The sequence below is a fragment of the Marinobacterium zhoushanense genome, from assembly GCF_014641945.1.
Lineage (GTDB): Bacteria > Pseudomonadota > Gammaproteobacteria > Pseudomonadales > Balneatricaceae > Marinobacterium_D > Marinobacterium_D zhoushanense.
Genome location: NZ_BMIJ01000006.1, coordinates 349,755 through 374,835, shown reverse-complemented (window position 1 = coordinate 374,835; position 25,081 = coordinate 349,755). Strand labels below are relative to the sequence as shown.

The 25,081-nt window shown below is 57.6% G+C and carries 25 protein-coding genes; 5 read left to right on the top strand and 20 right to left on the bottom strand.

Going from position 1 to position 25,081, the window contains the following annotated elements:
- Positions 1-52: 52 nt before the first annotated feature.
- The 8 genes from murB to IEX40_RS15890 form a co-directional block, all read right to left on the bottom strand.
- Positions 53-1,066, bottom strand: coding sequence for a UDP-N-acetylmuramate dehydrogenase (gene murB, locus IEX40_RS15925; protein WP_229680798.1), 1,014 nt, complete (start codon positions 1,064-1,066; stop codon positions 53-55).
- Positions 1,063-1,548 carry a low molecular weight protein-tyrosine-phosphatase gene (locus tag IEX40_RS15920; RefSeq protein WP_188750040.1) on the bottom strand — a complete coding sequence of 162 codons (486 nt, stop codon included), beginning with the start codon at positions 1,546-1,548 and terminating at the stop codon, positions 1,063-1,065. Before IEX40_RS15920 ends, murB begins: the two co-directional genes overlap by 4 nt.
- Positions 1,545-2,318, bottom strand: coding sequence for a 3-deoxy-manno-octulosonate cytidylyltransferase (gene kdsB, locus IEX40_RS15915; RefSeq protein WP_188750038.1), 774 nt, complete (start codon positions 2,316-2,318; stop codon positions 1,545-1,547). The genes IEX40_RS15920 and kdsB overlap by 4 nt, the downstream gene beginning before the upstream one ends.
- 6 nt (positions 2,319-2,324) lie before the next feature.
- Positions 2,325-2,516, bottom strand: coding sequence for a Trm112 family protein (locus IEX40_RS15910; protein ID WP_188750036.1), 192 nt, complete (start codon positions 2,514-2,516; stop codon positions 2,325-2,327).
- On the bottom strand, positions 2,516-3,508 hold the full coding sequence (lpxK, locus tag IEX40_RS15905; RefSeq protein ID WP_188750034.1) for a tetraacyldisaccharide 4'-kinase: 993 nt from the start codon (positions 3,506-3,508) through the stop codon (positions 2,516-2,518). The genes IEX40_RS15910 and lpxK overlap by 1 nt, the downstream gene beginning before the upstream one ends.
- Positions 3,508-3,927 (bottom strand): ExbD/TolR family protein, encoded by a 420-nt coding sequence (locus tag IEX40_RS15900; RefSeq protein ID WP_188750032.1) that lies wholly within the window; start codon positions 3,925-3,927, stop codon positions 3,508-3,510. Before IEX40_RS15900 ends, lpxK begins: the two co-directional genes overlap by 1 nt.
- A gap of 22 nt (positions 3,928-3,949) precedes the next feature.
- Positions 3,950-4,570, bottom strand: a complete 621-nt coding sequence (locus IEX40_RS15895) for a MotA/TolQ/ExbB proton channel family protein (RefSeq protein WP_188750030.1) — start codon at positions 4,568-4,570, stop codon at positions 3,950-3,952.
- A gap of 64 nt (positions 4,571-4,634) precedes the next feature.
- Positions 4,635-6,869, bottom strand: a complete 2,235-nt coding sequence (locus IEX40_RS15890; protein WP_188750028.1) for a DNA internalization-related competence protein ComEC/Rec2 — start codon at positions 6,867-6,869, stop codon at positions 4,635-4,637.
- A 73-nt stretch (positions 6,870-6,942) separates the two neighbouring features.
- Between IEX40_RS15890 and IEX40_RS15885 the strand changes: the two genes are divergently transcribed.
- Positions 6,943-7,482 carry a DUF2062 domain-containing protein gene (locus IEX40_RS15885; protein WP_188750140.1) on the top strand — a complete coding sequence of 180 codons (540 nt, stop codon included), beginning with the start codon at positions 6,943-6,945 and terminating at the stop codon, positions 7,480-7,482.
- Here IEX40_RS15885 and IEX40_RS15880 read toward each other — a convergent pair.
- Entirely contained in the window at positions 7,473-8,165 is a 693-nt protein-coding gene (locus IEX40_RS15880) for an ABC transporter ATP-binding protein (protein WP_188750026.1), read from the bottom strand. The two genes, IEX40_RS15885 and IEX40_RS15880, sit on opposite strands and share 10 nt — an antisense overlap.
- The gene (locus IEX40_RS15875) at positions 8,158-9,399 is read right to left on the bottom strand and encodes a lipoprotein-releasing ABC transporter permease subunit (protein WP_188750024.1); all 1,242 of its coding nucleotides are present in this window, start codon (positions 9,397-9,399) and stop codon (positions 8,158-8,160) included. The genes IEX40_RS15880 and IEX40_RS15875 overlap by 8 nt, the downstream gene beginning before the upstream one ends.
- Before the next feature lie 89 nt (positions 9,400-9,488).
- Between IEX40_RS15875 and IEX40_RS15870 the strand changes: the two genes are divergently transcribed.
- Both IEX40_RS15870 and IEX40_RS15865 read left to right on the top strand, forming a co-directional pair.
- Positions 9,489-10,052 carry a PilZ domain-containing protein gene (locus tag IEX40_RS15870; RefSeq protein ID WP_188750022.1) on the top strand — a complete coding sequence of 188 codons (564 nt, stop codon included), beginning with the start codon at positions 9,489-9,491 and terminating at the stop codon, positions 10,050-10,052.
- Complete coding sequence (locus tag IEX40_RS15865; RefSeq protein ID WP_188750020.1) at positions 10,045-10,353, top strand: hypothetical protein; 309 nt, start codon at positions 10,045-10,047, stop codon at positions 10,351-10,353. The genes IEX40_RS15870 and IEX40_RS15865 overlap by 8 nt, the downstream gene beginning before the upstream one ends.
- Before the next feature lie 55 nt (positions 10,354-10,408).
- On the opposite strand, the gene sthA is transcribed toward IEX40_RS15865, so the two are convergent.
- The 10 genes from sthA to IEX40_RS15815 form a co-directional block, all read right to left on the bottom strand.
- Entirely contained in the window at positions 10,409-11,809 is a 1,401-nt protein-coding gene (gene sthA / locus IEX40_RS15860) for a Si-specific NAD(P)(+) transhydrogenase (RefSeq protein ID WP_188750018.1), read from the bottom strand.
- Positions 11,810-11,900: 91 nt separating this feature from the next.
- Positions 11,901-12,149 carry a (Na+)-NQR maturation NqrM gene (nqrM, locus tag IEX40_RS15855; RefSeq protein ID WP_188750016.1) on the bottom strand — a complete coding sequence of 83 codons (249 nt, stop codon included), beginning with the start codon at positions 12,147-12,149 and terminating at the stop codon, positions 11,901-11,903.
- A complete protein-coding gene (locus IEX40_RS15850; RefSeq protein WP_188750014.1) occupies positions 12,149-13,177 on the bottom strand; it encodes an FAD:protein FMN transferase in 1,029 nt (342 codons plus the stop codon). Before IEX40_RS15850 ends, nqrM begins: the two co-directional genes overlap by 1 nt.
- 5 nt (positions 13,178-13,182) lie before the next feature.
- Complete coding sequence (gene nqrF / locus IEX40_RS15845; protein ID WP_188750012.1) at positions 13,183-14,412, bottom strand: NADH:ubiquinone reductase (Na(+)-transporting) subunit F; 1,230 nt, start codon at positions 14,410-14,412, stop codon at positions 13,183-13,185.
- Between the two features lie 36 nt (positions 14,413-14,448).
- Positions 14,449-15,057 carry an NADH:ubiquinone reductase (Na(+)-transporting) subunit E gene (gene nqrE, locus IEX40_RS15840; RefSeq protein ID WP_188750010.1) on the bottom strand — a complete coding sequence of 203 codons (609 nt, stop codon included), beginning with the start codon at positions 15,055-15,057 and terminating at the stop codon, positions 14,449-14,451.
- Between the two features lie 16 nt (positions 15,058-15,073).
- Positions 15,074-15,733, bottom strand: coding sequence for an NADH:ubiquinone reductase (Na(+)-transporting) subunit D (locus IEX40_RS15835; protein ID WP_188750007.1), 660 nt, complete (start codon positions 15,731-15,733; stop codon positions 15,074-15,076).
- 3 nt (positions 15,734-15,736) lie between these two features.
- Positions 15,737-16,516 carry a Na(+)-translocating NADH-quinone reductase subunit C gene (locus tag IEX40_RS15830; protein WP_188750006.1) on the bottom strand — a complete coding sequence of 260 codons (780 nt, stop codon included), beginning with the start codon at positions 16,514-16,516 and terminating at the stop codon, positions 15,737-15,739.
- Positions 16,506-17,714 carry an NADH:ubiquinone reductase (Na(+)-transporting) subunit B gene (locus IEX40_RS15825; RefSeq protein ID WP_188750004.1) on the bottom strand — a complete coding sequence of 403 codons (1,209 nt, stop codon included), beginning with the start codon at positions 17,712-17,714 and terminating at the stop codon, positions 16,506-16,508. The genes IEX40_RS15830 and IEX40_RS15825 overlap by 11 nt, the downstream gene beginning before the upstream one ends.
- Before the next feature lie 12 nt (positions 17,715-17,726).
- Entirely contained in the window at positions 17,727-19,067 is a 1,341-nt protein-coding gene (locus IEX40_RS15820) for a Na(+)-translocating NADH-quinone reductase subunit A (RefSeq protein WP_188750002.1), read from the bottom strand.
- A 333-nt stretch (positions 19,068-19,400) separates the two neighbouring features.
- The gene (locus IEX40_RS15815; protein ID WP_229680797.1) at positions 19,401-20,837 is read right to left on the bottom strand and encodes a glyceraldehyde-3-phosphate dehydrogenase; all 1,437 of its coding nucleotides are present in this window, start codon (positions 20,835-20,837) and stop codon (positions 19,401-19,403) included.
- A 214-nt stretch (positions 20,838-21,051) separates the two neighbouring features.
- On the opposite strand from IEX40_RS15815, the gene mfd reads away from it, so the two are divergent.
- Both mfd and IEX40_RS15805 read left to right on the top strand, forming a co-directional pair.
- Positions 21,052-24,507 (top strand): transcription-repair coupling factor, encoded by a 3,456-nt coding sequence (gene mfd / locus IEX40_RS15810; protein WP_188750000.1) that lies wholly within the window; start codon positions 21,052-21,054, stop codon positions 24,505-24,507.
- Positions 24,504-25,076, top strand: coding sequence for a CsiV family protein (locus IEX40_RS15805; protein ID WP_188749998.1), 573 nt, complete (start codon positions 24,504-24,506; stop codon positions 25,074-25,076). Before mfd ends, IEX40_RS15805 begins: the two co-directional genes overlap by 4 nt.
- Positions 25,077-25,081: the final 5 nt, after the last annotated feature.

Here is a 25,081-nt window from a genome sequence, read left to right as displayed (position 1 = left end):
TCATCGCTTTAAACAGCTATCAATTGACTACTCAGATACCGATGATCCCCGGTCAGGGATAGAAGCGAGGCTCCACCTCTAGCTGAACGCCAAACTGCTCCATCACATCGTTACGAATTTGCTGGGCAAGCGTCTCGATCTGCTGGCGACAGCCATCGCCATGGTTAACCAAAACCAAGGCTTGGTGCTCATGCACCCCCACTCCGTCCCGGCGATAGCCTTTCCAGCCCCGCCGATCGATCAACCAACCGGCAGCCAGCTTGAATGCACTCCCCTCAGGATAGGCGACCATATCGGGATACTTCTGCTTTAGCGCTTCATACTGTGCAGCCGATACAATCGGGTTTTTAAAGAAGCTGCCGGCATTACCCAACAGATCGGGATCGGGCAGCTTGGCGCGCCTGATACGACATACTGCATTGAATATTGCTCTCGGGTTATGCTCCCGCCCCGGCTCGATCGCCTCTCGCAGAGGCTTGTAGCTCAGTACGCAGTTCGGCAACCGGCTAAGCAGGAAACGCACCCGCGTAATCAGATAGCGATCGGCATGATGCTTGAAGATGCTGTCACGGTACGCGAACCGGCATTCAGCATTATCGAGCCAATAGAATCGACGCTGCTGCCAATCATATACCTCAACCGCCTCGATACGGTCTTTCACCTCTACGCCGTAAGCCCCGATATTTTGCACCGGTGCCGCGCCAACACAGCCGGGAATCAGCGCAAGGTTTTCCAGTCCATAAATACCCTGGTCGAGCAAGCGCTCGATACTTGCATGCCAAGCTTCGCCGGCCCCCAGAGTGACCCGAACCCGGTCGGCGGCCAACTCCTCCAGTGCCATTTCCGCGATCAGCACCTGAGCAACAATCCCCGGCACCTTCGGCCCGAGCACCAGGTTGCTGCCGCCACCGATCAACAGCAGCGGCACCCTGTGCTCATCCAAATATTGGTGCAACGAAATGACGTCATCCTTGGACTCTATGCGAGTAAAGCATTGTGCATAGGCCTCGAACCCGAAGGTATTCAGACCGCGCAACGGATGATCGGAGAAAAACAGCAGACTCAATCGAGGAGCTCCCGGCGCAGATGACCGATCAGCCCCTCGGCGGCCGCTTCGACAAGGTCGAGCACCTCTTCGAAACCGGCATCGCCCCTCGTGTAGTACGGATCAGGCACTTCAGTCCCCGGCATACCGGCGAAATCCAGAAACATACCCAGATGCCCCTGAAAACCCGATGGCTGGATCGATTTCAGATTCAACAGATTCTCCCGATCCATCGCGAGAATATAGCGGTAACGGGAAAAGTCATCGCGACTTACCGCCCTGGCCCGCAGCGCCGATAGATCATAACCGCGGCGTGCCGCTATGGCGGTACTGCGCGAATCCGGCGGATTGCCCACGTGATAAGCAGCCGTACCGGCCGAATCCACATTTAGCAACGCGGCAAGATCGGTATGGCTTGCTAACTTCTTCCGAAACACCCCTTCGGCCGTGGGTGATCGACAAATATTGCCCAGGCAGACAAACAGCACGCCGGTCTGACTCATTCAGCCGACTCCAGCAACTGCTGCAAGCGCTTGAGATCTTCTGGGGTGTCGACGCCGGCAGGCGGTGCTTCTAGCGCCTCTTCAACGTGGATACCCGCACCGTTATAGAGCGCCCGCAGCTGTTCCAGACACTCGGTCTGCTCAACCGCCGCCGCTGGCCAGGCAACGAAGTCGTTAAGCAGTTTGACGCGGTAGGCGTACAAGCCGATATGGCGCTGCCAGTTGAAACCCGCGGGCAGATGATCAAGCTTCTCACCGTGCGCCAGCGCAGCATCACGCGGCCAGGGGATAGGCGCGCGGCTAAAATAGAGCGCCATCCCGCGACTATCGGTAACGACCTTGACCACGTTCGGGTTCATCAACGCTTCGGCAGTCTCAATCGGCTCCGATAGCGTCGCGATACTCGCCTCAGGTACCGCGGCCAGGTTATGCGCCACCTGGTTGATGATCCGCGGCGGAATCATCGGCTCGTCGCCCTGTACATTGACGACGATATCGTCGGCGTAAAAACCCAGCGTCTTTACCACTTCTTGCAAGCGGTCGGTGCCCGAGGGGTGATCACCTCTGGTCATGCATACCTCGGCACCGAACGCTTTCGCAGCCTCGGCGATACGATCGTCGTCGGTGGCGATGATGACCCGCTTCGCCTCGCTCTGGCACGCGCGCTCATAGACATGCTGCAACATCGGCTTCCCGGCCAGCTGCGCCAGTGGCTTACCGGGGAAACGGCTAGATGCATAACGCGCGGGAATAATGATGGAAAAGCTCATTGTCGCTCACTTCTTCTCGTGCAGACGCTCGTCGGCGGTCAGGGTTCTTGCCTCGCTTTCCAGCATGACCGGGATATCATCCCGTATCGGATAAGCGAGCCCACTGGTACGACAGACCAACTCATTGGTCTCCCGGTTCCACTCTACCGGCGCCTTGGACACAGGGCACACGAGGATATCAAGCAGTTTCTGGTCCATCACGGACTCCCATAACGTTGTTGCAATCGGTTCAGCTGTAGGTCCAACCAGGGTTCGAAGCCGGCGTCGAAGCGGGCATCCACACGCAGCGCCCAACAGTGCGCCGGCGACCAGCCCCGGCACTTGACTGCGTCTTTCTCGGTCATGATCAGCGGCAGCTCGGGCTCAAACCGAAGCTGCTCAGGCTCGATACTGGCATGATCCCGTAGCGGATGCTCAATGGGATCGAACCCCAATGTACGTAGTGTATCGAAAAAACGGGCCGGATGGCCTATTCCAGCCAGGGCATGCACCCGATGTGAGCCGGTCCATTGATCGCTGCCAAGCTCCCGTTCGGTGGTTAGTTCGACCAGCTTGCCGGGCACGAGTTGCATATGACTGGCACCGGCAAAGGAGAATGCTCCGACACCATTGAGGATCACCCGGTCGACCTGTGCCAACCGCTCAGGAGGCTCGCGCAGCGGCCCCTCCGGCACACAACGTCCATTACCCAAGCCGCGCCGCGCATCCACCACGGCCAGCTCCAGGTCGCGCCCCAGCGCGTAGTGCTGCAGACCATCGTCACTGATCACGATATTGCAGTCACTCTCCTCCAACAGCGCACGTACTGCAGCCGGACGATCGGGATCAATAACCAGCGGTACGCCGGTGCGCTGTACTATCAGGCAGGGTTCGTCGCCCCCCTGCGCAGGAGACGTATCAACCGTGACCGCGAAAGGATATTTTGGCGGCTTGCCGCCGTAACCGCGGCTGACCACGCCCGGCTTGTAACCCCGCGCCCGAAGCATCTCGATCAACGCCAGCGTCACCGGGGTCTTGCCGCTGCCCCCCAGGGTGATATTTCCGACTACGATGACAGGCACAGGCGCGTGCCATTGCTGCGCTGTTCGCGCCAGCCGCTGCCGGGCCGCAAGGAAGCGGAAAAGAGCAGAAAGAGGACGAAAGAGTTTTAACCACCAGGCCCCCGCGTACCAGCTACGCTCCAGAGACATCAGCGTGCTTCCGGCACCCTGGTGGTGATACTCAGCTTGGCGAAACCGAGTTGGCCCGCTACATCCATGGCAGTCACCACCGACTGATGCGGTGTACTGCCATCTGCGGTAATAACAAAGGGCAAGGAACGATCTTCACCCGCGACCTTCAGAATTGCGCTTTTGAGGGTCAGCGCCTGGGTATTGACCAAGGCCTGACCATTGACGCTGTAGTTGCCATCGGCACTGATCACCACATCGACCGATTCTACCTCGCTCTGCGCTTGGGCCGAACTGGCTTCGGGCAGATCCACCTCAAGATGGGTCTCCTTGGTGAACGTGGTCGACACCATGAAGAAAATCAGCAGAAGAAAAACCACGTCGATCAGTGGCGTCAGGTTGACGCTAACCTCTTCCCGACGTTGACGCTGGAATCGCATTCAGACCTCCACCGATCCAGTATCAACGAAAATCGACATCACGCTCACCGTGCACGATCTCAACCAGCTTGATCGATTCCTGCTCCATGGTCAGCACCAGAGTATCGACCTTGCGCTGAAAATAGCGGTGCAGCACCAAGGTGGGGATCGCTACCGATAATCCAGCCGCAGTGGTAATCAACGCCTCAGAGATCCCGCCTGCGAGTACGTTGGCATTTCCGGTACCCTGCATCATGATCTCGGTAAACACCTTGATCATGCCAATTACCGTGCCCAGCAGACCCAAAAGCGGCGTAATCGCCGCGATGGTACCAAGACTGTTGAGGAAACGCTCCAGCTCATGCACGACTAGCGTCGCAGCTTCCTGGATACTCTCCTTCATCACTTCTCGACCGTGAGCCGAACTGTTGAGACCTGCGACAACGATGGAGCCCAATGGACTCTCATGCTTGATACTGCGCATCTGTTCCGGTGTCATATCACCACTGCGCACCAGTTCCCACACCTGGGCCAGCAACCCCTTGGGTACCACCCGGGAATCACGCAGGCTGATGAATCGTTCAGTGATGATCGCCAGAGCCAGTATGGAACACCCTATAATCGGCACCATCAGCCAGCCGCCAGCTCGAATCAGCTCAAACACTACACTTCCTCCCGCTCTGTCGAGCGCCTACTTTACCACAGCGTCTACGACCCTGAGTAGAGCGTTAACCTGCTGTCCAGTAACGTTTTTTCCTTTGACGCCAAGCACTCGTTCTGCACTCTTCCCCGGCCTCGAGAAGCAGTGCGCCGTCGCTAGCCGTATCATGGATCAGCGCCCCGCGCTGGCTTACCCGCTCCACCACCTCCGCCGCCGGGTGCCCAAAACGGTTAAAAGCGCCTCGACTGAATAGCACCGCTGTGGGCTGCAATGCATCCAGCCAGGCCGCAGAAGAGGACGTCTTGCTGCCGTGATGCCCGGCCACCAACCAATCCGTCCGTGGCAGGTCGTATCGACGCATCAGGTCCATCTCGCCCTGCATTTCCAGATCACCGGGAATCACCAGCACACAGTGCCGGCTCTCGACGATCAATACGCAAGAGTGCGCATTATCGTTACTGAGAGTCTCCATCGAAGACTGAAGGTAACGAAACCGAACGCCACCCAGCGTCACCTGCGGATGATCAGCGCAATTGATCCCACCCGCGACACCCTGCAACGGCTGACCCAGGATTAGCTGCTGGTAAACGTATTCCCGACGCAAAGCACCGAAGCCACCGCTGTGATCACTATCACCATGACTGATCACAACTTGCTCAATAGTGGACAATCGCCTCGCCTTCAGCGCTGGCGCCACAGCATAGTCGAACGCACTTCCACCTCCAGAGTATCCCGGGCCCGTGTCATAGATGATGCGCCCTTCCGATGTTTCGATCAGCACTGCCAAGCCCTGGCCCACATCGAAAAGCGTTGCGACAAACGTACCTTCTGGCGGCCTGTTCGCCTCAGTGGCGAGCATCGGGAACAGCATGAATATCGACAGCCAACGCCATCGTAGGGGCAGAGGCAATAACCACCAGAGAACCGCCACTATGGCCAGCAGCATAGCGAGGGGCTCTATATCGGGCAGTGCCAGATATAGCCCCAACCCCTCTCTCGACAACGTAACGCCCTGCCAGAACGCCAGTATCACCCAGGACAACAGGTCCGCCGGCCATTGCACACCCAGCAACACCAGCGGCAGAAGCACAGGCAGCGCCATCACCAATAGGGATACGGCAGGCAACGCGACAAAGTTCACTAGCGGGGCCAGAAACCCCAACTGGTGAAACAGCAACGCAGATATCGGCATCATGCCGATGAACAGCCGCCCCTGCACACCCCACCAGCGGCTAAGGAGGCCACCCAAGCGAGTCCCCTGCTGAGAGATCCAGATCAACAGCGCCACCGCCCCGAACGACAACCAGGCCCCCGGCTCGATCACCGCCAGCGGCTGCAGTAGGCAGACACCCAACAACGCGATCCGCCAGCGCTGCCAGGCCGTGACGGGGCGCAACCACCATTCGGCACCGATAAAAACGGCGACCATGATCAACGCACGCTGCACTGGAAGCCCCATGCCCGCCAGCAGGGCGTAAGCGCAGGCCAGCAGAAGCGTCAGCAACAACCCGGCCCGCCTGACATCACGAGAACTGCCTCCCCCCCACAGCAGCAACAGCCCCAGGGTACGTGTCGCCAACACACCAAGCCCTGCCATCACCGCTATATGGACCCCACTGACTACCAGCAGGTGAGCGGTCCCCGTTTCGCTCAACAGGCGCCACTGCTCAGGCGACAGCCCACTGCGATCACCTAACACAAGCGCGCGCAGAGTCACCGACACCCTCTCGTCGAAGTACTGATCGAGCAGCATAGACAGGCGCTGGCGCAGTCCTGGCAGCGTTATGCCCGACGACTCTATCGAATCAAGGGATCTGACATATCCTCGTGCATCGATAGACTCGGTAAGAAACCGACGTTCACTATCGAATGCATAGGGATTGCTTAATCCTCGAGGCGGAAAAAGCCTGACCCTGACCTTGATCCGGTCACCGGCTTTTAACAGGTCATGCGCATCATAGTGCGATAGACTGAGCCGTCGCAGATGCAACAGCGCCTCATCCGCACTGTCTATTGAGATGATGCGAAGTGTAAAACTTTGCCGCCGCCCCTGCAGACGAGGAAGCTGATCGATGATGCCGACCAGATTGACATCGGTACGGGCGAACCGATCAGGTAGCCGATGATTCAACTGCCAGGCGCCCCATATGGACCCAAACAACACGCCCAGGCTGAGCAAGATAGCCAGTCGACGCCAACGTTGGCGCAGCATTGCCAGAAACGCAAAGGTTAGCAGCAGAGGTGTGTAAAGCAGGCTGGGCAACCAGGCAACAGCCAGCAACCCGGTGATAAATGCGATCATCCTTGATCTTCACTGTTGGCTTACGCAGTCACTGTCGGCATAATTGCCCCACAAAATGAGTGAACGCTTTCGTATGCCGCGCAAAATATTCAAGAAGTACATGCCGGATCAGCACAAACTGCGTGCGCACCCCTCCCTGCGCTGGCTAGGCGATCACTTGCACAACCCCAATCTCTGGCATCTTACCCGCAAATCGGTTTCCCGTGCCTTCCTGGTCGGTATTTTCTGCGCCTTCCTGCCCGTCCCGGGACAGATGCTGATTGCGGCCGTTCTGGCGCTACTCCTGGCCAGCAACCTGGCTGTATCTATCGGCTTGGTTTGGCTTACCAACCCGCTAACGATGCCGCCCATCTTCTATTTTACGTACCGCATAGGCGCCTGGCTGCTCGATACCCGCATACGCGAGCAGATCGAGTTTCACTGGGATCTGGCGACGCTGCAAACCGAGCTGGCCGCGATCTGGTGGCCGCTACTGTTGGGTTCCGTACTGACCGGAATAGTACTGGCCCTGCTCAGCTATGTGTGCATCCAGTGGTTCTGGATCTGGCACGTCAATCACCACTGGCGCAAGCGTAAACCCGGTCGTTTCCGCAAGCGGGACGATCAGGACTGATCGACCCAGGGCTGCAGTTTGCCGTCCAGTATCTCCACCGCTCGATCCATCCGCCGCGCCAGTGCCAGATCGTGGGTTACAGTAACAAAGGCTATTCCCGATTCCTGATTCAGCTTGTCGAGATAGAGCTCGACCTCTTCCGCCGTATGTCGATCGAGATTGCCGGTCGGCTCATCCATCAGCACACAGGCGGGACGGCAGACCAGCGCCCGGGCGATGGCAACGCGCTGGCGCTCGCCGCCACTGAGCTGCCCCGGCTTGTGTTTGACGCGATGCCCCAGCCCTACACGCTCCAACAACAGTCGAGCCTCCTCTTGTGCTTCACGTGCCGGACGCCGGGCTATTAAAAGCGGCATCGCCACATTTTCCAGCGCACTGAACTCGTTCAGCAGGTGGTGGAACTGGTAAACGAAACCCAGCTGCCGGTTACGTACCGCTGCACGCCGCGCTTCACTGATCTGAAACAGCGCCTCTCCGGCCACCTCCACCTCGCCGGTATCGGGGCGATCCAGGCCACCCAGGATATTCAGCAGCGTACTCTTGCCGCTACCGGAAGACCCCACGATCGCCAGTCGCTCGCCCCCGGCCACACTGAGGCTGACCCCTTCCAATACCGGAACCGCATTGCCGGCCTCCCGGTAGCTTTTGTGCACTTCCGAAACCCGCAGCACCGGATTACTCATAACGCAACGCCTCCGCAGGCTGTGTCCTCGACGCCCGCCAGGCGGGATAAATGGTGGCAACGAAGCTGATCGCCAGCGCCGACAGCGTGATCTGGCTCACGTCGCCCCACTGCAGCTCCGAAGGCAGATAACTGATGAAATAGACATCCGCCGACAGGAACTGGATACCAAAGGTGTGCTCGATCCAGGCAACCAGATCGGTCACGGTCAGGGCCAAGGTGATGCCCAGCAGTATGCCAAGCAGGGTTCCCACTACCCCGATCACCACGCCCTGAACGATAAATATGCGCAGGATCGTGGCAGGTGTCGCGCCCATGGTGCGCAGGATCGCAATATCCGCACGTTTATCGGTCACCACCATCACCAGCGTCGACACGATATTGAAAGCGGCAACAAACACGATCAGCAACAGCAGCAACCCAATCATCCGTTTTTCCAACTGGATCGCCTGAAACAGGTTGCCGTGGGTTCGCGTCCAATCACTGGCACTGAACATTCTCGTCTGCGCGAACTGACGCACCAATCTCGGCGCTTGAAACAGATCCGAGTAACGCAGACGAATGCCATCCACGGTACCGGGCTCCATTCGCTTCAGTCGCGCCGCGTCATCGATATCGATATAGGCGAGATTGGCATCCAACTCGGCGCCAACTGAGAATATTCCGCTCACGGTAAAGCGCTTCATCCGCGGCGTAATACCCGCCACGCTAACCGACGCTTCAGGCAGCACCAACGTCACCTTATCGCCAACCCTCACACCGATATAGCGCGCCAACAGCTCACCCAGGATGATCCGGTATTCACCCGCCTCAAGATCATCCAGGCGACCCGCCTTAAGGTGGTTGGCGATTATCGAGACTTTCGGTTCATCCTCGGGACTGATGCCGTTGACGAACACCCCCTGGACGCGACCGGCATGGGTCAGCATCCCCTGTGCCTGGATAAAAGGCGCTGCCCCTTCGACGCCCTCGCTGTCGATAACCTCCTGTGCCAAGGTGCGCCAGTCCGGTAGCGGATTACCATAATTCCCGATGGTCGCATGGGGCACCATGCCCAGGATTCGCTGCTTCAACTCCCGGTCGAAACCGTTCATAACCGACAACACGACGATCAGCGCCGCAACGCCCAGCATTAGCCCCAGCATCGACACCAGCGATATGAACGAAATGAAGTGATTGCCGCGTTTTGCGGCTGTATAACGCAGACCGACATATAGCGATAGCGGTTTATACATTGAGTGCTCTTTCTAACGGCTGCTGGCTAACCGCCTAGCAGGATATTTGTTTATACTGGCGACGAACCGAAAGCCAGAAGGAGCCCACCGTGGATCAGGACCGCCGACAATTCTACCGTATCGACCATCCGGTCGTACTGGATTACAAAATCGTCTCTGAGGCGGAGGTGGCGAGCTCTTCCAAACCTTACCAATTCGATGTATCGCCCTATTTTTTGCTGCAGAGTCAGTTGGCCAGCATCGATGCTGAATGCCAGCACCTCGTCTATAAAATCGCAGAGTCTACCCCACATCTGGCGACGTATCTGCAACAGCTGAATAAAAAGATCGATCTCATCGGCCGGACCCTTTCCGACAGCCAGCTTGAGATCGACTCGAGCCATAGGCAGATCATCAACCTTAGCGAAGGCGGTCTCTCCTTCACCACGGCGGAGGCACTGGAGCTGGGCACGTTGCTGGCGATCAAGCTGGTGTTCCCTGAGAACAGCCTCGGACTGCTACTCTACGCCGAAGTTCAACGCTGCGAACCCATAGAGCAAAACTTCGACATCGGTATCGAGTTTCACAAGATGCCGGAAAGCTGCCGCACACTGTTGGCGCGTCTGATTATCGAAGCTCAGGCCCGCGAGCGTCAGGCACAGCTGCATGGCTAAACCGTCAAAGCAGACCCTGCTGCATCATCTGGGGACCGGCGCCGGTTTTCTCGGCCTCATTCTCTGGTTCTTCGCAGGGCGAGAACTTGGTGTTCTGGATTGGGCAACGGCAGTCGCGCCAGAGGGGTACTCAGGCGCTGCGCTGATGCTGTCTATCATGATCATGATGACCCCGGCCTTCGGCCTCTGGACCCTGTTCAATCGCTGGCTCGAGCGCCGGCTACAGATCAAGGGACGCTACCTCGAGGACGAATACTACCGTTCCTTGAGCAGCGACCACCGCGAAAACAAAGATAGCTGAGTGCAGATATCAAAAAAGGGGGCTAGCCCCCTTTTTCGTTACCCCAGATCAGCGCTTAAAGGTTTTCGATTCGGTTCAGACCCGCGATCGCCGCGACGCGGTAAGCTTCTGCCATGGTTGGATAGTTGAAGGTGGTGTTAACGAAGTACTTCAACGTATTGGCACTGCCCTCCTGCGCCATGATCGCCTGCCCGATATGAACGATCTCCGAGGCCTGGTCACCAAAGCAGTGGATACCCAGGATCGCCAGCGTTTCGCGGTGGAACAGGATCTTCAGCATCCCAACCGGCTCGCCCGAGATCTGCGCACGAGCAGTATCCTTGAAGAACGCCTGCCCCACTTCATAAGGCACCGCCTCCGCCGTCAGCTCCTCTTCGGTTTTACCGATCGAACTGATCTCGGGAATGGTGTAGATACCGGTCGGCACCTCGTTGATATAGCGGAAATCCTCACCATTGAGCATATCCGCTGCGGCGGCTCGACCCTGATCCAAGGCCGCTGAGGCCAGGCTGGGCCAGCCTACGACGTCACCCACCGCGTATACGCCCTCGCACTCGGTACGATAGTGCCCATCGACGGTAATCTGACCACGGCTATTGGCACTAAGGCCGATATTCTCCAGACCGAGATGAGCCGTATTACCGGTGCGGCCGTTACACCAGAGGAAGGCATCGGCACGAACGCGCTTACCCGACTTGAAGTTGATGATTACACCGTGAGCATCGCCTTCGACGGATGAGTACTCCTCGTTATGGCGAATCTTCACCGCGTTATTTCGCAAGTGATAGCTCAGGGCATCGGAGATCTCGCTGTCGAGGAACGACAGCAGTCGGTCGCGGGTATCAATCAGATCGACCTTAACACCCAGCCCGCTGAAGATCGATGCGTACTCACAACCGATTACACCCGCACCATAGATCACCAGGGTCCGCGGCGTATGGCCCAGCTTGAGGATGGTATCCGAGTTGTAAATGCGTGGATGGTTGAAATCGATATCGGATGGCATGTACGGTGAGGAACCGGTGGCGATAATAATATTCTTGGCCCTCAGCACCTCCCGCGCCTCTGAACGGCCCTCGATTACCACCTCCCCCTTGTCACGAAACTGGGCGCGCCCGAAGAAAACATCAACACGGTTGCGCGCGTAGAAGTTGGTTCTAAGCATCACCTGGTTGGATATCACTTTCCCGGCGCGATTAAGCACCTTGGGAAATGAAAACCAGCGCGGCTCGCCGATATCACGAAACATCGGGTTGGTGTTGAATTCGATGATCTGCTTGACCGAGTGTCGCAACGCCTTGGACGGGATGGTGCCTTTGTGGGTGCAGTTACCACCGACGGTATCCTGCTCCTCAACGACGGCTACCCGCCTGCCTTTTTTCGCGGCACTCATCGCCGCCCCTTCACCGGCAGGCCCGGAACCAATTATCACGACATCATAGTCATACTCAGCCATTCAACTCCCCTTCTACAGATAAGCAACGATTAGCCCGCGCCAAAGATAACCCGTGGCGCCGGCCAATCCCATTAAGCTTTAGATTGATTGTTTAACCTTTGGCTTTAACTTCGTATGCCAGCTCCTCTTCTATACGCTGGCGCTTGTCACAGTCCTTCTGCCGCTGCTCCTTCTCGCAGCGAGCCTTGTCCCCGCCACAGATGTCACATGCTGTTTCCATACCCAGAGCACTCATACCGCCGCAGGAGCCCGCAATCGGTTTGCGGCCCATCACTACGCCGATAGACATTGCCCCGATGATGACCAGCAGAGCTACGAATGTCAGAATCATGATATCCATCAGTTAACCTCCTTCAGGAATGCCTCAAACTCAGGCGTTGATATCTCCCTGAACCCATTATCCTCTTTGACAATAAAAAATGCGGCTATATTTCGCTCCTGCGCAAAGCGAAGCCCCTCCTCCTCGCCCAACACCATCAACGCGGTGGCAAGGGCATCAGCCTCCATGCAGGTAGGCCGCAGCACGGTTACGGACGCCAGTCGATGCCGGATAGGATAGCCTGTCCGCGGATCGATTGTGTGTGAAAATCGTACACCGTCCTGTTCGAAATAGTTGCGATAGTCTCCAGAGGTTGCAATACCGATATCCTTAACGCTGATCACGCGCTCAATCTCGCGCACACCTTCAACAGGACTTTCGATCGCCACCCGCCAATCGCTGCCGTCCGGCTTTAGCCCCTTAGCACGAAGCTCTCCGCCGATTTCGACCAGGTAGCTGCCAATACCCTGCTGCTCGAGCAGTTGCGCGATCAGATCCACACCATAACCCTTGGCTATCGATGATAGATCCACATACTGATCACCCACTTTGGTCAGGTGGCCATCGGCAGACAGCGTAAGCGACTGATAGCCGACGCGGGATCGCATCGTTTCCAGCTGCTCGGGTGTTGGTGCGTTAACGACCCGACCATCGGGACCGAAGCCCCAGAGATTAACCAGCGGGCCCACGGTTACGTCGTAGGCGCCGTCAGTCTGCCCGCTAAGCTTCAGGGCGGCCCGGACAACATGAGCCAGCCCTTCGGATAGTGCTACTCTGCTGCCGGCAGGCGCCTTGTTGAACAGTGACAGCTCAGAGTCCGGAATATAGGTCGACATATGCTGGTTGACAGCCTTTAACAGCTCGCCGACCTTCGGGCGCAGTGTTTCGACCCGTCCCGGCTCCGTGTCAACCCAGCGGATGCTGAAGCTTGTGCCCATCGTCAGGCCGTCAAAGCCGATGACCTCGGGCGTCTTCTCGCACCCCGCCAAAAAGAAAACGGCCAGCAGCAGAGCTACTGGCCATCCCAGACTATTGATAAGCCTGCGCATCCCTATCAACCGCCGAAGTCGTCGAGCAGGATGTTTTCACGCTCCACACCGAGATCCAGCAGCATCTTGATCACGGCGGCGTTCATCATCGGCGGTCCGCACATGTAGTACTCACAATCTTCAGGCGCCTCATGGTCCTTCAGATAGTTTTCGTACAACACGTTATGGATGAACCCGGTATAGCCGGTCCAGTTGTCTTCCGGCAACGGATCGGACAGTGCCAGATGCCACTTGAAGTTCGGGTTCTCTTCAGCCAGCGTGTCGAACTCATCCACGTAGAACGCCTCGCGCATGGAGCGCGCGCCATACCAGAAGGAGATCTTACGCGTAGAGTTCAGACGCTTCAGCTGATCGAAGATATGTGAACGCATCGGCGCCATACCCGCGCCACCGCCGATAAACACCATCTCGTTATCGGTTTCACGGGCAAAGAATTCGCCGAACGGTCCGTACACGGTGATCTTGTCACCCGGCTTCAGGCTAAACACGTAGGAGGACATCTGCCCCGGCGGGATACCCTGGCTACCCGGAGGCGGAGACGCGATACGGATGTTGAACTTAACAACACCGCGCTCTTCCGGATAGTTCGCCATAGAGTAGGCACGGATCACCGGCTCATCGACCTTGGATACGTACTGCCACAGGTTGAACTTATCCCAGTCACCACGGAATTTCTCTTCGATATCGAAATCCTTGTAGTGTACTTCGTGCACAGGCGCTTCCAGCTGGACGTAACCACCGGCACGGAAGTCCACGCTTTCACCCTCAGGCAGGCGCAGTGTCAGCTCCTTGATGAAAGTCGCCACGTTCGGGTTGGACTCGACCGTGCACTCCCACTTCTTCACGCCAAAGACATCATCTTCGACATGAATCTTCATATCCTGCTTGACTGCCACCTGGCAGGAGAGACGCCACCCCTCTTTCGCTTCACGCATGGTGAAGTGGGACTCCTCGGTCGGCAGCATGGAGCCGCCACCGTCCATCACCTGACACTTACACTGTGCGCAGGTACCACCGCCACCGCAGGCTGATGCCAGGAAGATCCCTTTGTTAGCAAGGGTTTGCAACAGTTTGCCGCCAGCCGGCACGGTGATCGATTTTTCCGGATCGTGGTTGATCTCGATCGTCACACTACCTGAGCTGACCAGTCTCGCGCGTGCGGCCAGGATCACGGCGACCAGTGCAAGCACCACCGCCGTGAACATAACCACACCCAGAATGATTTCTGCATTCATAGGTTTATTCCATCCTTTAAGCTGTTCATGCCCGCATTACAGCTGGACGCCGGAGAACGACATGAAGCCCAGTGACATCAGACCGACAGTAATGAAGGTGATGCCCAGGCCACGAAGACCTTCCGGGACGTCGCTGTACTTGAGCTTCTCGCGGATACCCGCCAGAGCGGTAATCGCAAATGCCCAACCGAGACCAGCACCTGCACCGTAAACCACACTTTCACCGAAGGTGTAGTCACGCTCGACCATAAACAGTGCGGCACCCATGATGGCGCAGTTTACGGTGATCAACGGCAGGAACACGCCTAGCGCGTTATAAAGCGCCGGCACGAACTTATCGAGGAACATCTCGAGAATCTGAACGATCGCCGCGATAACCCCGATATAGGAGATGTAGCCCAGGAAGCTCAGATCCACGTCTGGATAGCCCGCCCAGGACAACGCTCCCTCACGCAGAAGGTAGTTGTAAATCAGGTTATTGACCGGAACCGTGATCACCAGTACCACGACAACGGCAACACCCAGACCGATAGCGGTCTGCACCTTCTTCGAAATCGCCAGGAAGGTACACATCCCGAGGAAGAAGGCCAGTGCCATGTTTTCAACGAAAATCGCCCTGACAGCAAGGCTGATATACTGTTCCATAACTTACGCAGCCCCCTTAATGTTCAGCGCCTTTGGTGTTTGACGCCAGGGTATATTCCGGCTTCTCGACCTGCTCCGGTTTCCAGGAGCGGATGATCCAGATGAACATACCGATGATAAAGAACGCACTCGGCGGCAACAGCAACAGACCGTTACCCTGATACCAGCCACCGTTGTTCACCAGCGGCAGGATCTCGATACCGAACAGCGAGCCGGAACCAAACAGTTCGCGGATTGTACCGACGAACATCAGCACCAGAGAGTAGCCCAGTCCGTTACCGATACCGTCGAGGAAACTGATGCCCGGCGGATTCTTCATCGCGAACGCTTCAGCACGCCCCATAACGATACAGTTGGTGATGATCAGACCAACGAATACCGACAGCTGCTTGGAGATCTCGTAGGCAAACGCCTTCAGGATCTGGTCAACCACGATTACCAGAGAAGCAATAATCGTCATCTGAACGATGATACGGATGTTGCCTGGAATATGGTTGCGGATCGCAGAGATAAACAGGTTGGAGAACGCCGTTACCAGTGATACGGCAATACCCATTACCAGCGCGGTCTTTAGGTTAGACGTAACCGCGAGCGCAGAGCAGATACCCAGGATCTGCAACGCAATCGGGTTGTTCTTGACTATTGGCCCTACCAGGACCTCATTTGTCTTAGACATCTGTTAAGCCTCCCCTGCACGCAGGTTGTTCAGGAACGGCGCGTAACCATTTTTACCCATCCAGAACTGGATCAGGTGGGTTACGCCGTTACTGGTCAGCGTCGCACCGGACAGTGCATCTACCTTGTATTCGGCATTTGGAGTCGAGGGATCCACTCCGCCTTTAACCAGGTGAATCTCCGGATCGGAGGTGTTGTCGGCGTAGACCTTTTTACCGGGCCAGAGCGCCTTCCACAGCGGGTTATCGACCTCACCACCAAGCCCCGGAGTTTCGGCATGGGAGTAGAAGCCCAAACCTACCACGGTATTCAGGTCACCCTCCAATGCGAGGAAACCATACAGTGTAGACCACAGACCGTAACCGTGAACCGGCAGAATCACCTTTTCGATAGCCCCATCGCTGGACTCAACCAAGTACACCGGCATGACCTTAGCCTGATACTTGATTGATGCGATATCGACGCCACGATCCAGTTTTTCACCGAACTGCGGATCTTTTGCCGCCTTGGCCGCGTCATAGTTGGCCGCAGGTTCTTCAACGAACTTGCCACTGTCCAGATCCACATAACGGGTGGTGATCTGCTTGAACATCTCATCGACCGACTTGGACGGGTCGGCGATACCGGCGGCGGCCAGGATGTTGGACTTACGGTCCAGATCCTTGTTGGCTACCTGCTTGGGCTTGAGCATAACCGCTGCAGCGGACACTACCACGGAGCAGATTACGCAAAGCAGAATCGTAACGGTAAGCGTTTTACCGATAGTATCGTTATTAGACGACATTGCGCTTCATCCTCCGTTTGATATTCGCCTGCACCACAAAGTTGTCGATCAGCGGGGCGAACAGGTTGGCAAACAGAATCGCCAGCATCATCCCTTCAGGGAAGGCCGGGTTCACAACGCGGATGAGTATCACCATCACACCGATCAGGGCACCGAATACCCACTTGCCGGTGTTGGTCATCGAAGCGGAGACCGGATCGGTTGCCATAAAGAACATACCGAAGGCGAAACCACCCAGCACCATATGCCAATAGAATGGCACCGAGAACATAGGGTTGGTGTCGGAGCCAATCATATTGAACAGCACCGACATGCCTACCATTCCCAAGAACACACCCGCGACGATCCGCCAGGCCGCGATACGTGCGAACATGATGATCACACCACCAATCAGCAGCGCCAGTGTCGATGTCTCGCCAACGGAACCCTGAATCGTGCCGATGAAGGCATCCATCCAAGTGATGTTGCTGGCCAGGATCTGGTCGACACCGCCGGCAGCCGCCATACCCAGAGGAGTTGCGCCGGAGAAGCCATCCACGGCTGTCCAGATCGCATCGCCGGACATGTTGGCCGGGTAGGCAAAGAACAGGAAGGCACGGCCGGTCAGCGCCGGGTTAAGGAAGTTCTTGCCGGTACCACCGAACACTTCCTTGCCGATTACGACGCCGAAGCTGATACCCAGAGCGACCTGCCACAGCGGGATCGTCGGCGGCAGGATCAGGGCAAACAGCACGGAGGTGACGAAGAAACCTTCGTTGACCTCATGACCACGCTTCATCGCGAACAGGACTTCCCAGAAGCCGCCGACGATGAAAGTGGTGATATAAACCGGCAGCCAGTACACGGCACCGTAGATAATGTTGTCCCAAACACTGTTCGGATCAAACCCGGTCAGCGCACCGATGATAGAACCGCGCCAGCCGGTTGCTTCGGTCAGACCCAACTCGGCCATTGCCGTATTGGCCTGCAGGCCCAGGTTGTACATACCGAAGAGGATCGCCGGGAATGTACACATCCATACCAGGATCATGATGCGCTTAAGATCGACAGCGTCACGCACGTGCGCTGCGCTCTTGGTCACCTTACCCGGCGTGTAGAAGATGGTATCGACCGCTTCGTAAAGCGCGTACCAGTTCTCGTATTTACCGCCCTTATGGAAGTGCGGCTCGAGATTATCCAGAAAAGTTCTCAAACTCATGGCCAGCCTCGCTTACGCCTCTTGCTCGATGCGCGTCAGGTTGTCACGCAGGATCGGACCGTACTCGTACTTACCCGGGCACGCGAAGGTGCACAGTGCGAGGTCCTCTTCATCCAGCTCCAGACAACCGAGCTGCATCGCCGTTACGATATCCCCGGTCACCAGCGCACGCAGCAGCTGGGTCGGCAGGATATCCATCGGCATCAGCTCTTCGAACTGACCCACCGGGATCATGGCACGCTCAGAACCGTTGGTCGTGGTCGTGAAGTTGAACTTCTTACCCGGTGAGAACATGGAGGAGAACATCCTCAGCACGGAGAACTTCTCCGCACCCGGCGCAACCCAGCCCATGAAGTCACGTGAGTTACCTTCGGCCAGGACACTGACCTGAGAGTGGTAGCGACCTAGGTAGGCCAACGGGCCTTCAGCGGTGCTGCCGTTCCAGACCGAACCGCTGATGACGCGATTATCACCGCCTTTGACACGCCCGGAGACAACTTCGTCGAGGGAGGCACCTAGACGCACTTTCAACAGCGTCGGCTTTTCAACCTGCGGCCCACCGAGAGCGATCACGCGTTCCACAGCCAGCTTACCGGTGGTAAACAGCTTACCGATCGCGATCACATCCTGATAACCGATGGTCCACACTATCTTTTCTCGGGATACCGGATCGAGGTAGTGAATATGAGTACCGGCGTTACCTGCGGGATGGACACCAGAAAACTCCTCAGTGCTCACGCCCTCGACACTCGGCAAGCCCGCACCGGCCGCCGAACACAGGAAAACCTTCTTGCCACCGAGACGAGTCAGCACCTGGAGGCCCTGCTTGAAGGCTTCGGATTCAGCCTGGATGACAACAGCGGGATCGGCCGCCAGAGGATTGGTGTCGATTGCGGTAACGAAAATCGAGCTTGGAGTAGTACCCTGCTGCGGCACGCGGCTGAACGGACGCGTCCGAAATGCCGTCCACATACCGGACTGGATCAGATTATCCTCTACCTGCTCCCGGCTCAGACCACCAAGTTCATTAGCCGAATAGCTATTGAACTCGATAGCTTCTTCCTGGTCATCCAGCTCGATCACAACGGATTGCAGAACTCGCCGCTCACCGCGATTGACCGCGCGAACTACACCTGCACCCGGTGCGGTGTATTGAACGCCTGGTGTTTTTTTGTCGGTAAAGATCACCTGACCGAGTTTGACTCGATCACCCTCTTTGACCGACATGGACGGCTTCATGCCGACATAGTCAGAGCCAACGAGGGCTACAGAGCGCACATCGACAGAGCCTGATACAGCCTGTTCGGGTGTCCCTGCAATAGGTAGATCCAGACCTTTATTGATCTTGATCATACGCCTCACCTAATAATATGAACTGTTCTGGCGCCTGGTTTACGCTCTGCACGCTCCCCCTTACCTGACCGACCGAAGCGATCGATCAGAACGTCTTACAGACGCATTTACCAGGCGCCACCAAAAATCCGCACAAGTATACCTGAGCGCCCTGTCATTTTTCTACAAAGTACCTTTCCGATCAGGCACTTTCGGTGGCAATTATCCAGCCCTTTACGATCAATATGCTTAGGGTTAGAACAAATCCATCTAACACGGGGAGGTAATCTCGGCATAAGAAACGGGCACAAAAAAACCGCCCGAAGGCGGCTTTTTAACTTCAACCCGATCGAATCAAGCCTCGATCGGGTATGCCGGCAGGGTGCACTTGGCGATACGCTGCGCCAAACGCACGACCTGACAGCTATAGCCAAACTCGTTGTCGTACCAGACGTACAGAACACAGCTCTTACCACTGGTGATGGTAGCCAGACCATCAACCACGCCGGCAGCGCGAGAGCCGACGAAATCGCTGGATACGGCTTCCGGTGAATTGCTGTAGTCAACCTGCTTCTGCAGCTTGGAGTGCAGGGCGATGTTGCGCAGGTAATCGTTCAGCTCCTCTTTCTCGACAGCGGTTTCGAGGTTGAGGTTCAGGATAGCCATGGAGACGTTTGGCGTCGGCACACGGATCGCGTTGCCGGTCAGCTTACCCTCCAGCTCCGGCAGCGCTTTGGAAACCGCTTTAGCAGCGCCGGTCTCGGTAATAACCATGTTCAGGCCAGCGGCGCGACCGCGACGATCACCCTTGTGGTAGTTATCGATCAGGTTCTGGTCGTTGGTATAGGAGTGAACCGTCTCGACGTGACCGTTGGCAAGGCCGTACTTGTCATTCATCGCCTTCAGCACAGGAGTGATGGCGTTGGTCGTGCACGACGCAGCAGACAGGATGGTGTCGGTATCGACCACATCACCATCATTAACGCCCATGACGATATTCTTCACGCCCTTACCCGGCGCCGTCAGAATTACGCGCGCAACACCTTTCGACTTCAGGTGCTGGGACAGACCCGCTTCGTCACGCCACTTACCGGTATTATCGATCACCAGCGCGTTATTGATGCCGTACTGGGTGTAATCGATGGTATCCGGGGAATCGGCGAAGATCACCTTGATCAGGTTACCGTTGACGATCAGCGACTGGCTCTCGTCGTCAACCAGGATGGTGCCTTTGAATGAGCCGTGTACGGAATCGCGGCGCAGCAGGCTGGCACGCTTCTCCAGATCGTTGGGCGCACTGCCTTTGCGCACTACGATTGCCTTCAGGCTCAGCGAGTGACCGGCACCTGAGCGGTCGATCATCAGGCGCGCCAGCAGACGACCGATACGACCGAAGCCGAACAGTACCACATCAGTCGACGGCGTACCGTTACCGGGCACGTTGGCACCAGCCAGCTCAGTGGCGAGGAACTCTTTCAGAGACCGCCCTTCGCCTTCTGCGCGGAATTTGACCGCCAGCTTGCCGATATCGATATGAGCATTGTTGACGCTCATCTCGCTTACCGCTTCGAGCACCGGAAAGGTGTCAACCACGGACAGCTCTTCGCCTTCTACCTGACGCACAAAGCGGTGGCTTTTGAGAATATCGATCACGGAGCGTTTAACGATCAATCGTCCGTAAATTGATATCTCAACGTTGCGATCACGGTATAGACGACCGACCAGGGGTACCATCGCTTCAGCGATCGCTTCACGAGCATTCCAGTCGGCTAAAATCAGTTCTTGGGTCACAGGCGGAAACTCCGAAATTGTGTCAGCTCAATTTGGGTGCGCGTATTATCCCTGTTTCGGCCGTGCTGGGCAAACAACCTTGGCTAGACTTTTGTACCACATCCAACATTTTCTCACGGCTGCCCGCCAATCAATCGCCTTTCGAGCTGCGAATTGGTGCGCGCACCGTTAGAATAGGCCGCTCTCCAACGGGTCGTTCAATAAGGAGTCACGCGTGCCCAGCCGTTTCCAGCCCCCGCTACCTCACAGTCCAGGCGACATAAAACGCATTGGTCAGGTGCTAGGCAGCGCCACGGGACTGCTGATCCGCGCGATCAGCGAGCAACACAGGGGGCCTATCCTGCTGGTCTGCCGAGACAGCGAAAGCGCTGCCCGCGCACGCAGTGAGATCAGCTTCTTTTGCGACCGGAAGTACCCGGTGCACCTGTTTCCGGACTGGGAAACCCTGCCCTACGACAACTTTTCGCCGCATCAGGACATCATCTCCACCCGTATAGAGGCGCTGTACAAGCTGCCGGAGATGACCAGCGGCGTACTGGTGGTGCCGGCTCCAACGCTGATGCAACGCATCGCACCGCCCAGCTTCGTCACCGGCAACTCACTATGGCTGGAACGCGGACAACGCTTCGACGTAGAGCAGATGCGCACACGACTGACCGATGCCGGCTACTCGCTGGTCGACACCGTGTACGAACACGGGGAGTTCGCGATACGCGGCGCCCTGATCGACCTCTTCCCGATGGGCAGCGACACCCCTTACCGTATCGACCTGTTCGATGACGAGATCGACACCCTGCGCACCTTCGACCCCGAATCTCAGCGCTCTGTGGAGCAGATCGAAAAGATCCGACTGCTTCCGGCACGCGAGTACCCATTCAACAAGGATGCGATCAACCGCTTCAAGCAGCGTTGGCGTGAGCAGTTCGACGTCGACTACACCCGCTGTCCTGTATACCAGGACATAGCCTCGGGCCTGACACCGGCCGGCATCGAATACTACCTGCCGCTGTTTTTCGACCACTGCGCCACGCTGTTCGACTACCTGCCGGGGAACACCCTGCTGATTCAGGAGTCCGGCCTGAATGAGGCGGCTCAACAGTTCTGGCAGGAGGTTCAGTCGCGGCACTCAGAACGTGCCTGGGACGTGCAGCGCCCGGTAATTGCACCGGACAAGTTGTTCCTGCCGCCGGAGGCACTGAATACCGCCCTGCGCGCCTACCCCATCATCCGCCTCAATCAGGATGAAGAGGAGCGCAGGCCAGGTCGCGACAACCTGCCCTGCGACCCGCCGCCGAACCTGACAGCAACACAAGGCAGCAACGATCCGCTGGCACTGCTAAAGAAGTTGCACGAAGAGTCGGGCCAGACACTGCTGCTGTGCGCCGAATCGGCCGGCCGGCGAGAGGCACTGCTGAACCTGGCCACCCGCTCCGGCCTGAAACTCAAAGAGTACCAGGGCTGGGACGATTTCATCACAGCCCCCAGCGCACTGGGTATCACCGTCTACCCGCTCGAACAGGGGCTGAACCTGCGCGAGTCGATACAGGTAGTCACCGAAACCCAGCTGTTCGGTCAGCAGGTGTTCCAGCGCCGCCGCCGAGAGCGAGAGCAGACCGACAGTGACCAGTCGGTACGTCACCTGTCCGAACTTAACATCGGCTCCCCGGTGGTACATATCGACCACGGCGTGGGTCGCTACCTGGGTTTGCAGACCATCGCCACCGAGGGCGAGGTCAACGAGTTCCTCACTCTGGAGTATGCCAATAACGCCAAGCTCTACGTACCGGTCTCCTCGCTGCACCTGATCAGCCGCTACTCCGGCGCCTCAGATGATGCAGCACCACTGCACCGCCTCGGCACTGAGCAGTGGAGCAAAGCGCGACGAAAGGCCGCTGAGAAGGTCCGTGACAGTGCAGCCGAGCTCCTCGACATCTACGCCCGCCGCGCCGCACGCGAAGGCAAAAGCTTCGAATGTCCCGAGGAGTCCTACCAGCAATTTACCGCCGGCTTCCCGTTCGAGGAGACGCCGGACCAGGCCAACGCCATCGACGCAGTGATTCGCGATATGCGTTCCACCCAGCCGATGGACCGACTGGTCTGCGGCGATGTGGGCTTCGGCAAAACCGAGGTTGCCATGCGTGCGGCTTTCGTGGCAGTGCAGGCCGGACAACAGGTCGCGGTACTGGTGCCCACGACACTGCTCGCGCAACAGCACTTCGACAACTTCCGTGACCGCTTCGCCGACTGGCCGGTCAACGTCGAGCTGATCTCACGTTTTCGCAGCGCCAAACAGCAGCAGAGCATCGCCGGCGACCTCAGCGAAGGCAAGGTCGACATCCTGATCGGCACCCACAAGCTGCTGCAGGGTGACCTGCAGTTCAAATCCCTTGGCCTGGTCATTATTGACGAGGAGCACCGCTTTGGGGTGCAACAGAAAGAGCGCTTGAAATCCTTGCGCGCCGAGGTCGACATCCTGACCCTGACCGCGACACCGATCCCGCGCACCCTGAACATGGCGATGTCCGGCATCCGCGACCTGTCGATCATCGCCACGCCACCGGCGCGACGCCTGTCGGTCAAAACCTTTGTCAGGGAATCGGACACACCGCTGCTGAAAGAGGCGATCCTGCGTGAGCTGCTGCGCGGCGGCCAGGTCTATTACCTGCACAACGAGGTTAAAAGCATTGAACAGTCGGCGCGCGCCGTCGCCGAGCTGGTTCCCGAGGCGCGCGTTGCCGTCGGCCATGGCCAGATGCGCGAGCGCGAACTTGAGCAGGTGATGACCGATTTTTACCACAAGCGTTTCAACGTGCTGGTTTGTACCACCATTATTGAAACCGGTATCGACGTGCCCAACGCCAACACCATCATCATCGAGCGTGCGGACAAGTTCGGCCTCGCCCAGCTGCATCAGTTACGCGGCCGGGTCGGACGTTCACACCATCAGGCCTACGCCTATCTGCTGACACCGCCGCCCAAGGCGATGACACCCGATGCCGCCAAGCGACTGGAGGCGATCAGCCAATCCAGCACCCTCGGCGCCGGCTTCACCCTCGCGACCCACGATCTGGAGATCCGCGGCGCCGGCGAACTACTCGGAGAAGAGCAGAGCGGACAGATCCAAAGCATCGGTTTCAGTCTGTACATGGAGATGCTGGATCAGGCGATCCAAGCGATTCGTGAAGGCAAAACACCGAACCTGGATCAGCCCATGAGTCACGGCAGCGAGATAAACCTGCGCATTCCGGCCCTGATCCCCGACGACTATCTGCCGGACGTACATAACCGCCTGATCATGTACAAGCGGATCTCCAATGCCGCCAGCGCCAAGGCGCTGGACGAGCTGCAGGTAGAGATGATCGACCGATTCGGCCTGCTGCCAGCGCAGACACGCAACCTGTTCCGCCTGACCGCAATCAAGCTGCGCGCCGACGCGCTCGGCATTGACAAGCTGGAAGCCAACGACCGCGGCGGTCGCCTGGAATTCAGCAGCAACACCAGTGTCGAACCGCTGACGCTGGTGATGCTGGTACAACAACAACCCAACCGGTATAAACTGGACGGCGCCAGCGCGCTGCGCTTCACTCTGCCCATGACCAAGCCGGAAGACCGCTTTCACTGTATCGAAGGACTGCTCAGCCAGCTGACACCCAACGAGGATGACAAATGACAACGAGATTTAACGCCCTGCTACTCACGCTACTGATGTGCTGCGCCCTGCCAGCCCAGGCGGCAGAGGGCGACTACACCATCGAAGTACTCATCTTCACACAAAACACATATGGCGACGGCGCCCTTCCGTACAACGCCATGGAGCCGGAACAGACGCCACCGGCCATTGCCGAAGCGCGCTACCCCAGCCCCTACGACGGCGCCCCCTTCAGCCAGCTCGAAGCCCTGCCCAGAGAGCGCCTTGTGCTCGGTGATGATGCCTCTCGATTGAGACGTGAAGGGTTCCAGATTCTCTGGCACGGTGGCTGGTTTCAGAATGTCAGCACCGGGCGCAATCCCAGCGTGCGCATCGATACCGCTGACGGCCGTGTAGACGGTGTGATCAAGGTGGATCGCGGGCGCTACCTGCACTTTAAACCGGACCTGCTGCTCAGCCGCGATGCTGCTGTCGAAGCGCTCCCCGCGCGCTACCGACTACAACAATCACGCCGGATGCGTTCTGAACAGCTGCACTACCTGGATCATCCCCACTTCGGCATGCTGGTGATGATCAATCCGCTCGACTAATCCTG

Bases quoted from the DNA above. Each gene is read 5' to 3' on its own strand.
- IEX40_RS15920 (WP_188750040.1), bottom strand. From the start codon at position 1,548: ATGAGTCAGACCGGCGTGCTGTTTGTCTGCCTGGGCAATATTTGTCGA.
- kdsB (WP_188750038.1), bottom strand. From the start codon at position 2,318: ATGAGCTTTTCCATCATTATTCCCGCGCGTTATGCATCTAGCCGTTTC.
- IEX40_RS15910 (WP_188750036.1), bottom strand. From the start codon at position 2,516: ATGGACCAGAAACTGCTTGATATCCTCGTGTGCCCTGTGTCCAAGGCG.
- lpxK (WP_188750034.1), bottom strand. From the start codon at position 3,508: ATGTCTCTGGAGCGTAGCTGGTACGCGGGGGCCTGGTGGTTAAAACTC.
- IEX40_RS15900 (WP_188750032.1), bottom strand. From the start codon at position 3,927: ATGCGATTCCAGCGTCAACGTCGGGAAGAGGTTAGCGTCAACCTGACG.
- IEX40_RS15890 (WP_188750028.1), bottom strand. From the start codon at position 6,869: ATGATCGCATTTATCACCGGGTTGCTGGCTGTTGCCTGGTTGCCCAGC.
- IEX40_RS15885 (WP_188750140.1), top strand. From the start codon at position 6,943: ATGCCGCGCAAAATATTCAAGAAGTACATGCCGGATCAGCACAAACTG.
- IEX40_RS15880 (WP_188750026.1), bottom strand. From the start codon at position 8,165: ATGAGTAATCCGGTGCTGCGGGTTTCGGAAGTGCACAAAAGCTACCGG.
- IEX40_RS15875 (WP_188750024.1), bottom strand. From the start codon at position 9,399: ATGTATAAACCGCTATCGCTATATGTCGGTCTGCGTTATACAGCCGCA.
- IEX40_RS15865 (WP_188750020.1), top strand. From the start codon at position 10,045: ATGGCTAAACCGTCAAAGCAGACCCTGCTGCATCATCTGGGGACCGGC.
- sthA (WP_188750018.1), bottom strand. From the start codon at position 11,809: ATGGCTGAGTATGACTATGATGTCGTGATAATTGGTTCCGGGCCTGCC.
- nqrM (WP_188750016.1), bottom strand. From the start codon at position 12,149: ATGGATATCATGATTCTGACATTCGTAGCTCTGCTGGTCATCATCGGG.
- IEX40_RS15850 (WP_188750014.1), bottom strand. From the start codon at position 13,177: ATGCGCAGGCTTATCAATAGTCTGGGATGGCCAGTAGCTCTGCTGCTG.
- nqrF (WP_188750012.1), bottom strand. From the start codon at position 14,412: ATGAATGCAGAAATCATTCTGGGTGTGGTTATGTTCACGGCGGTGGTG.
- nqrE (WP_188750010.1), bottom strand. From the start codon at position 15,057: ATGGAACAGTATATCAGCCTTGCTGTCAGGGCGATTTTCGTTGAAAAC.
- IEX40_RS15835 (WP_188750007.1), bottom strand. From the start codon at position 15,733: ATGTCTAAGACAAATGAGGTCCTGGTAGGGCCAATAGTCAAGAACAAC.
- IEX40_RS15830 (WP_188750006.1), bottom strand. From the start codon at position 16,516: ATGTCGTCTAATAACGATACTATCGGTAAAACGCTTACCGTTACGATT.
- IEX40_RS15825 (WP_188750004.1), bottom strand. From the start codon at position 17,714: ATGAGTTTGAGAACTTTTCTGGATAATCTCGAGCCGCACTTCCATAAG.
- IEX40_RS15820 (WP_188750002.1), bottom strand. From the start codon at position 19,067: ATGATCAAGATCAATAAAGGTCTGGATCTACCTATTGCAGGGACACCC.
- IEX40_RS15805 (WP_188749998.1), top strand. From the start codon at position 24,504: ATGACAACGAGATTTAACGCCCTGCTACTCACGCTACTGATGTGCTGC.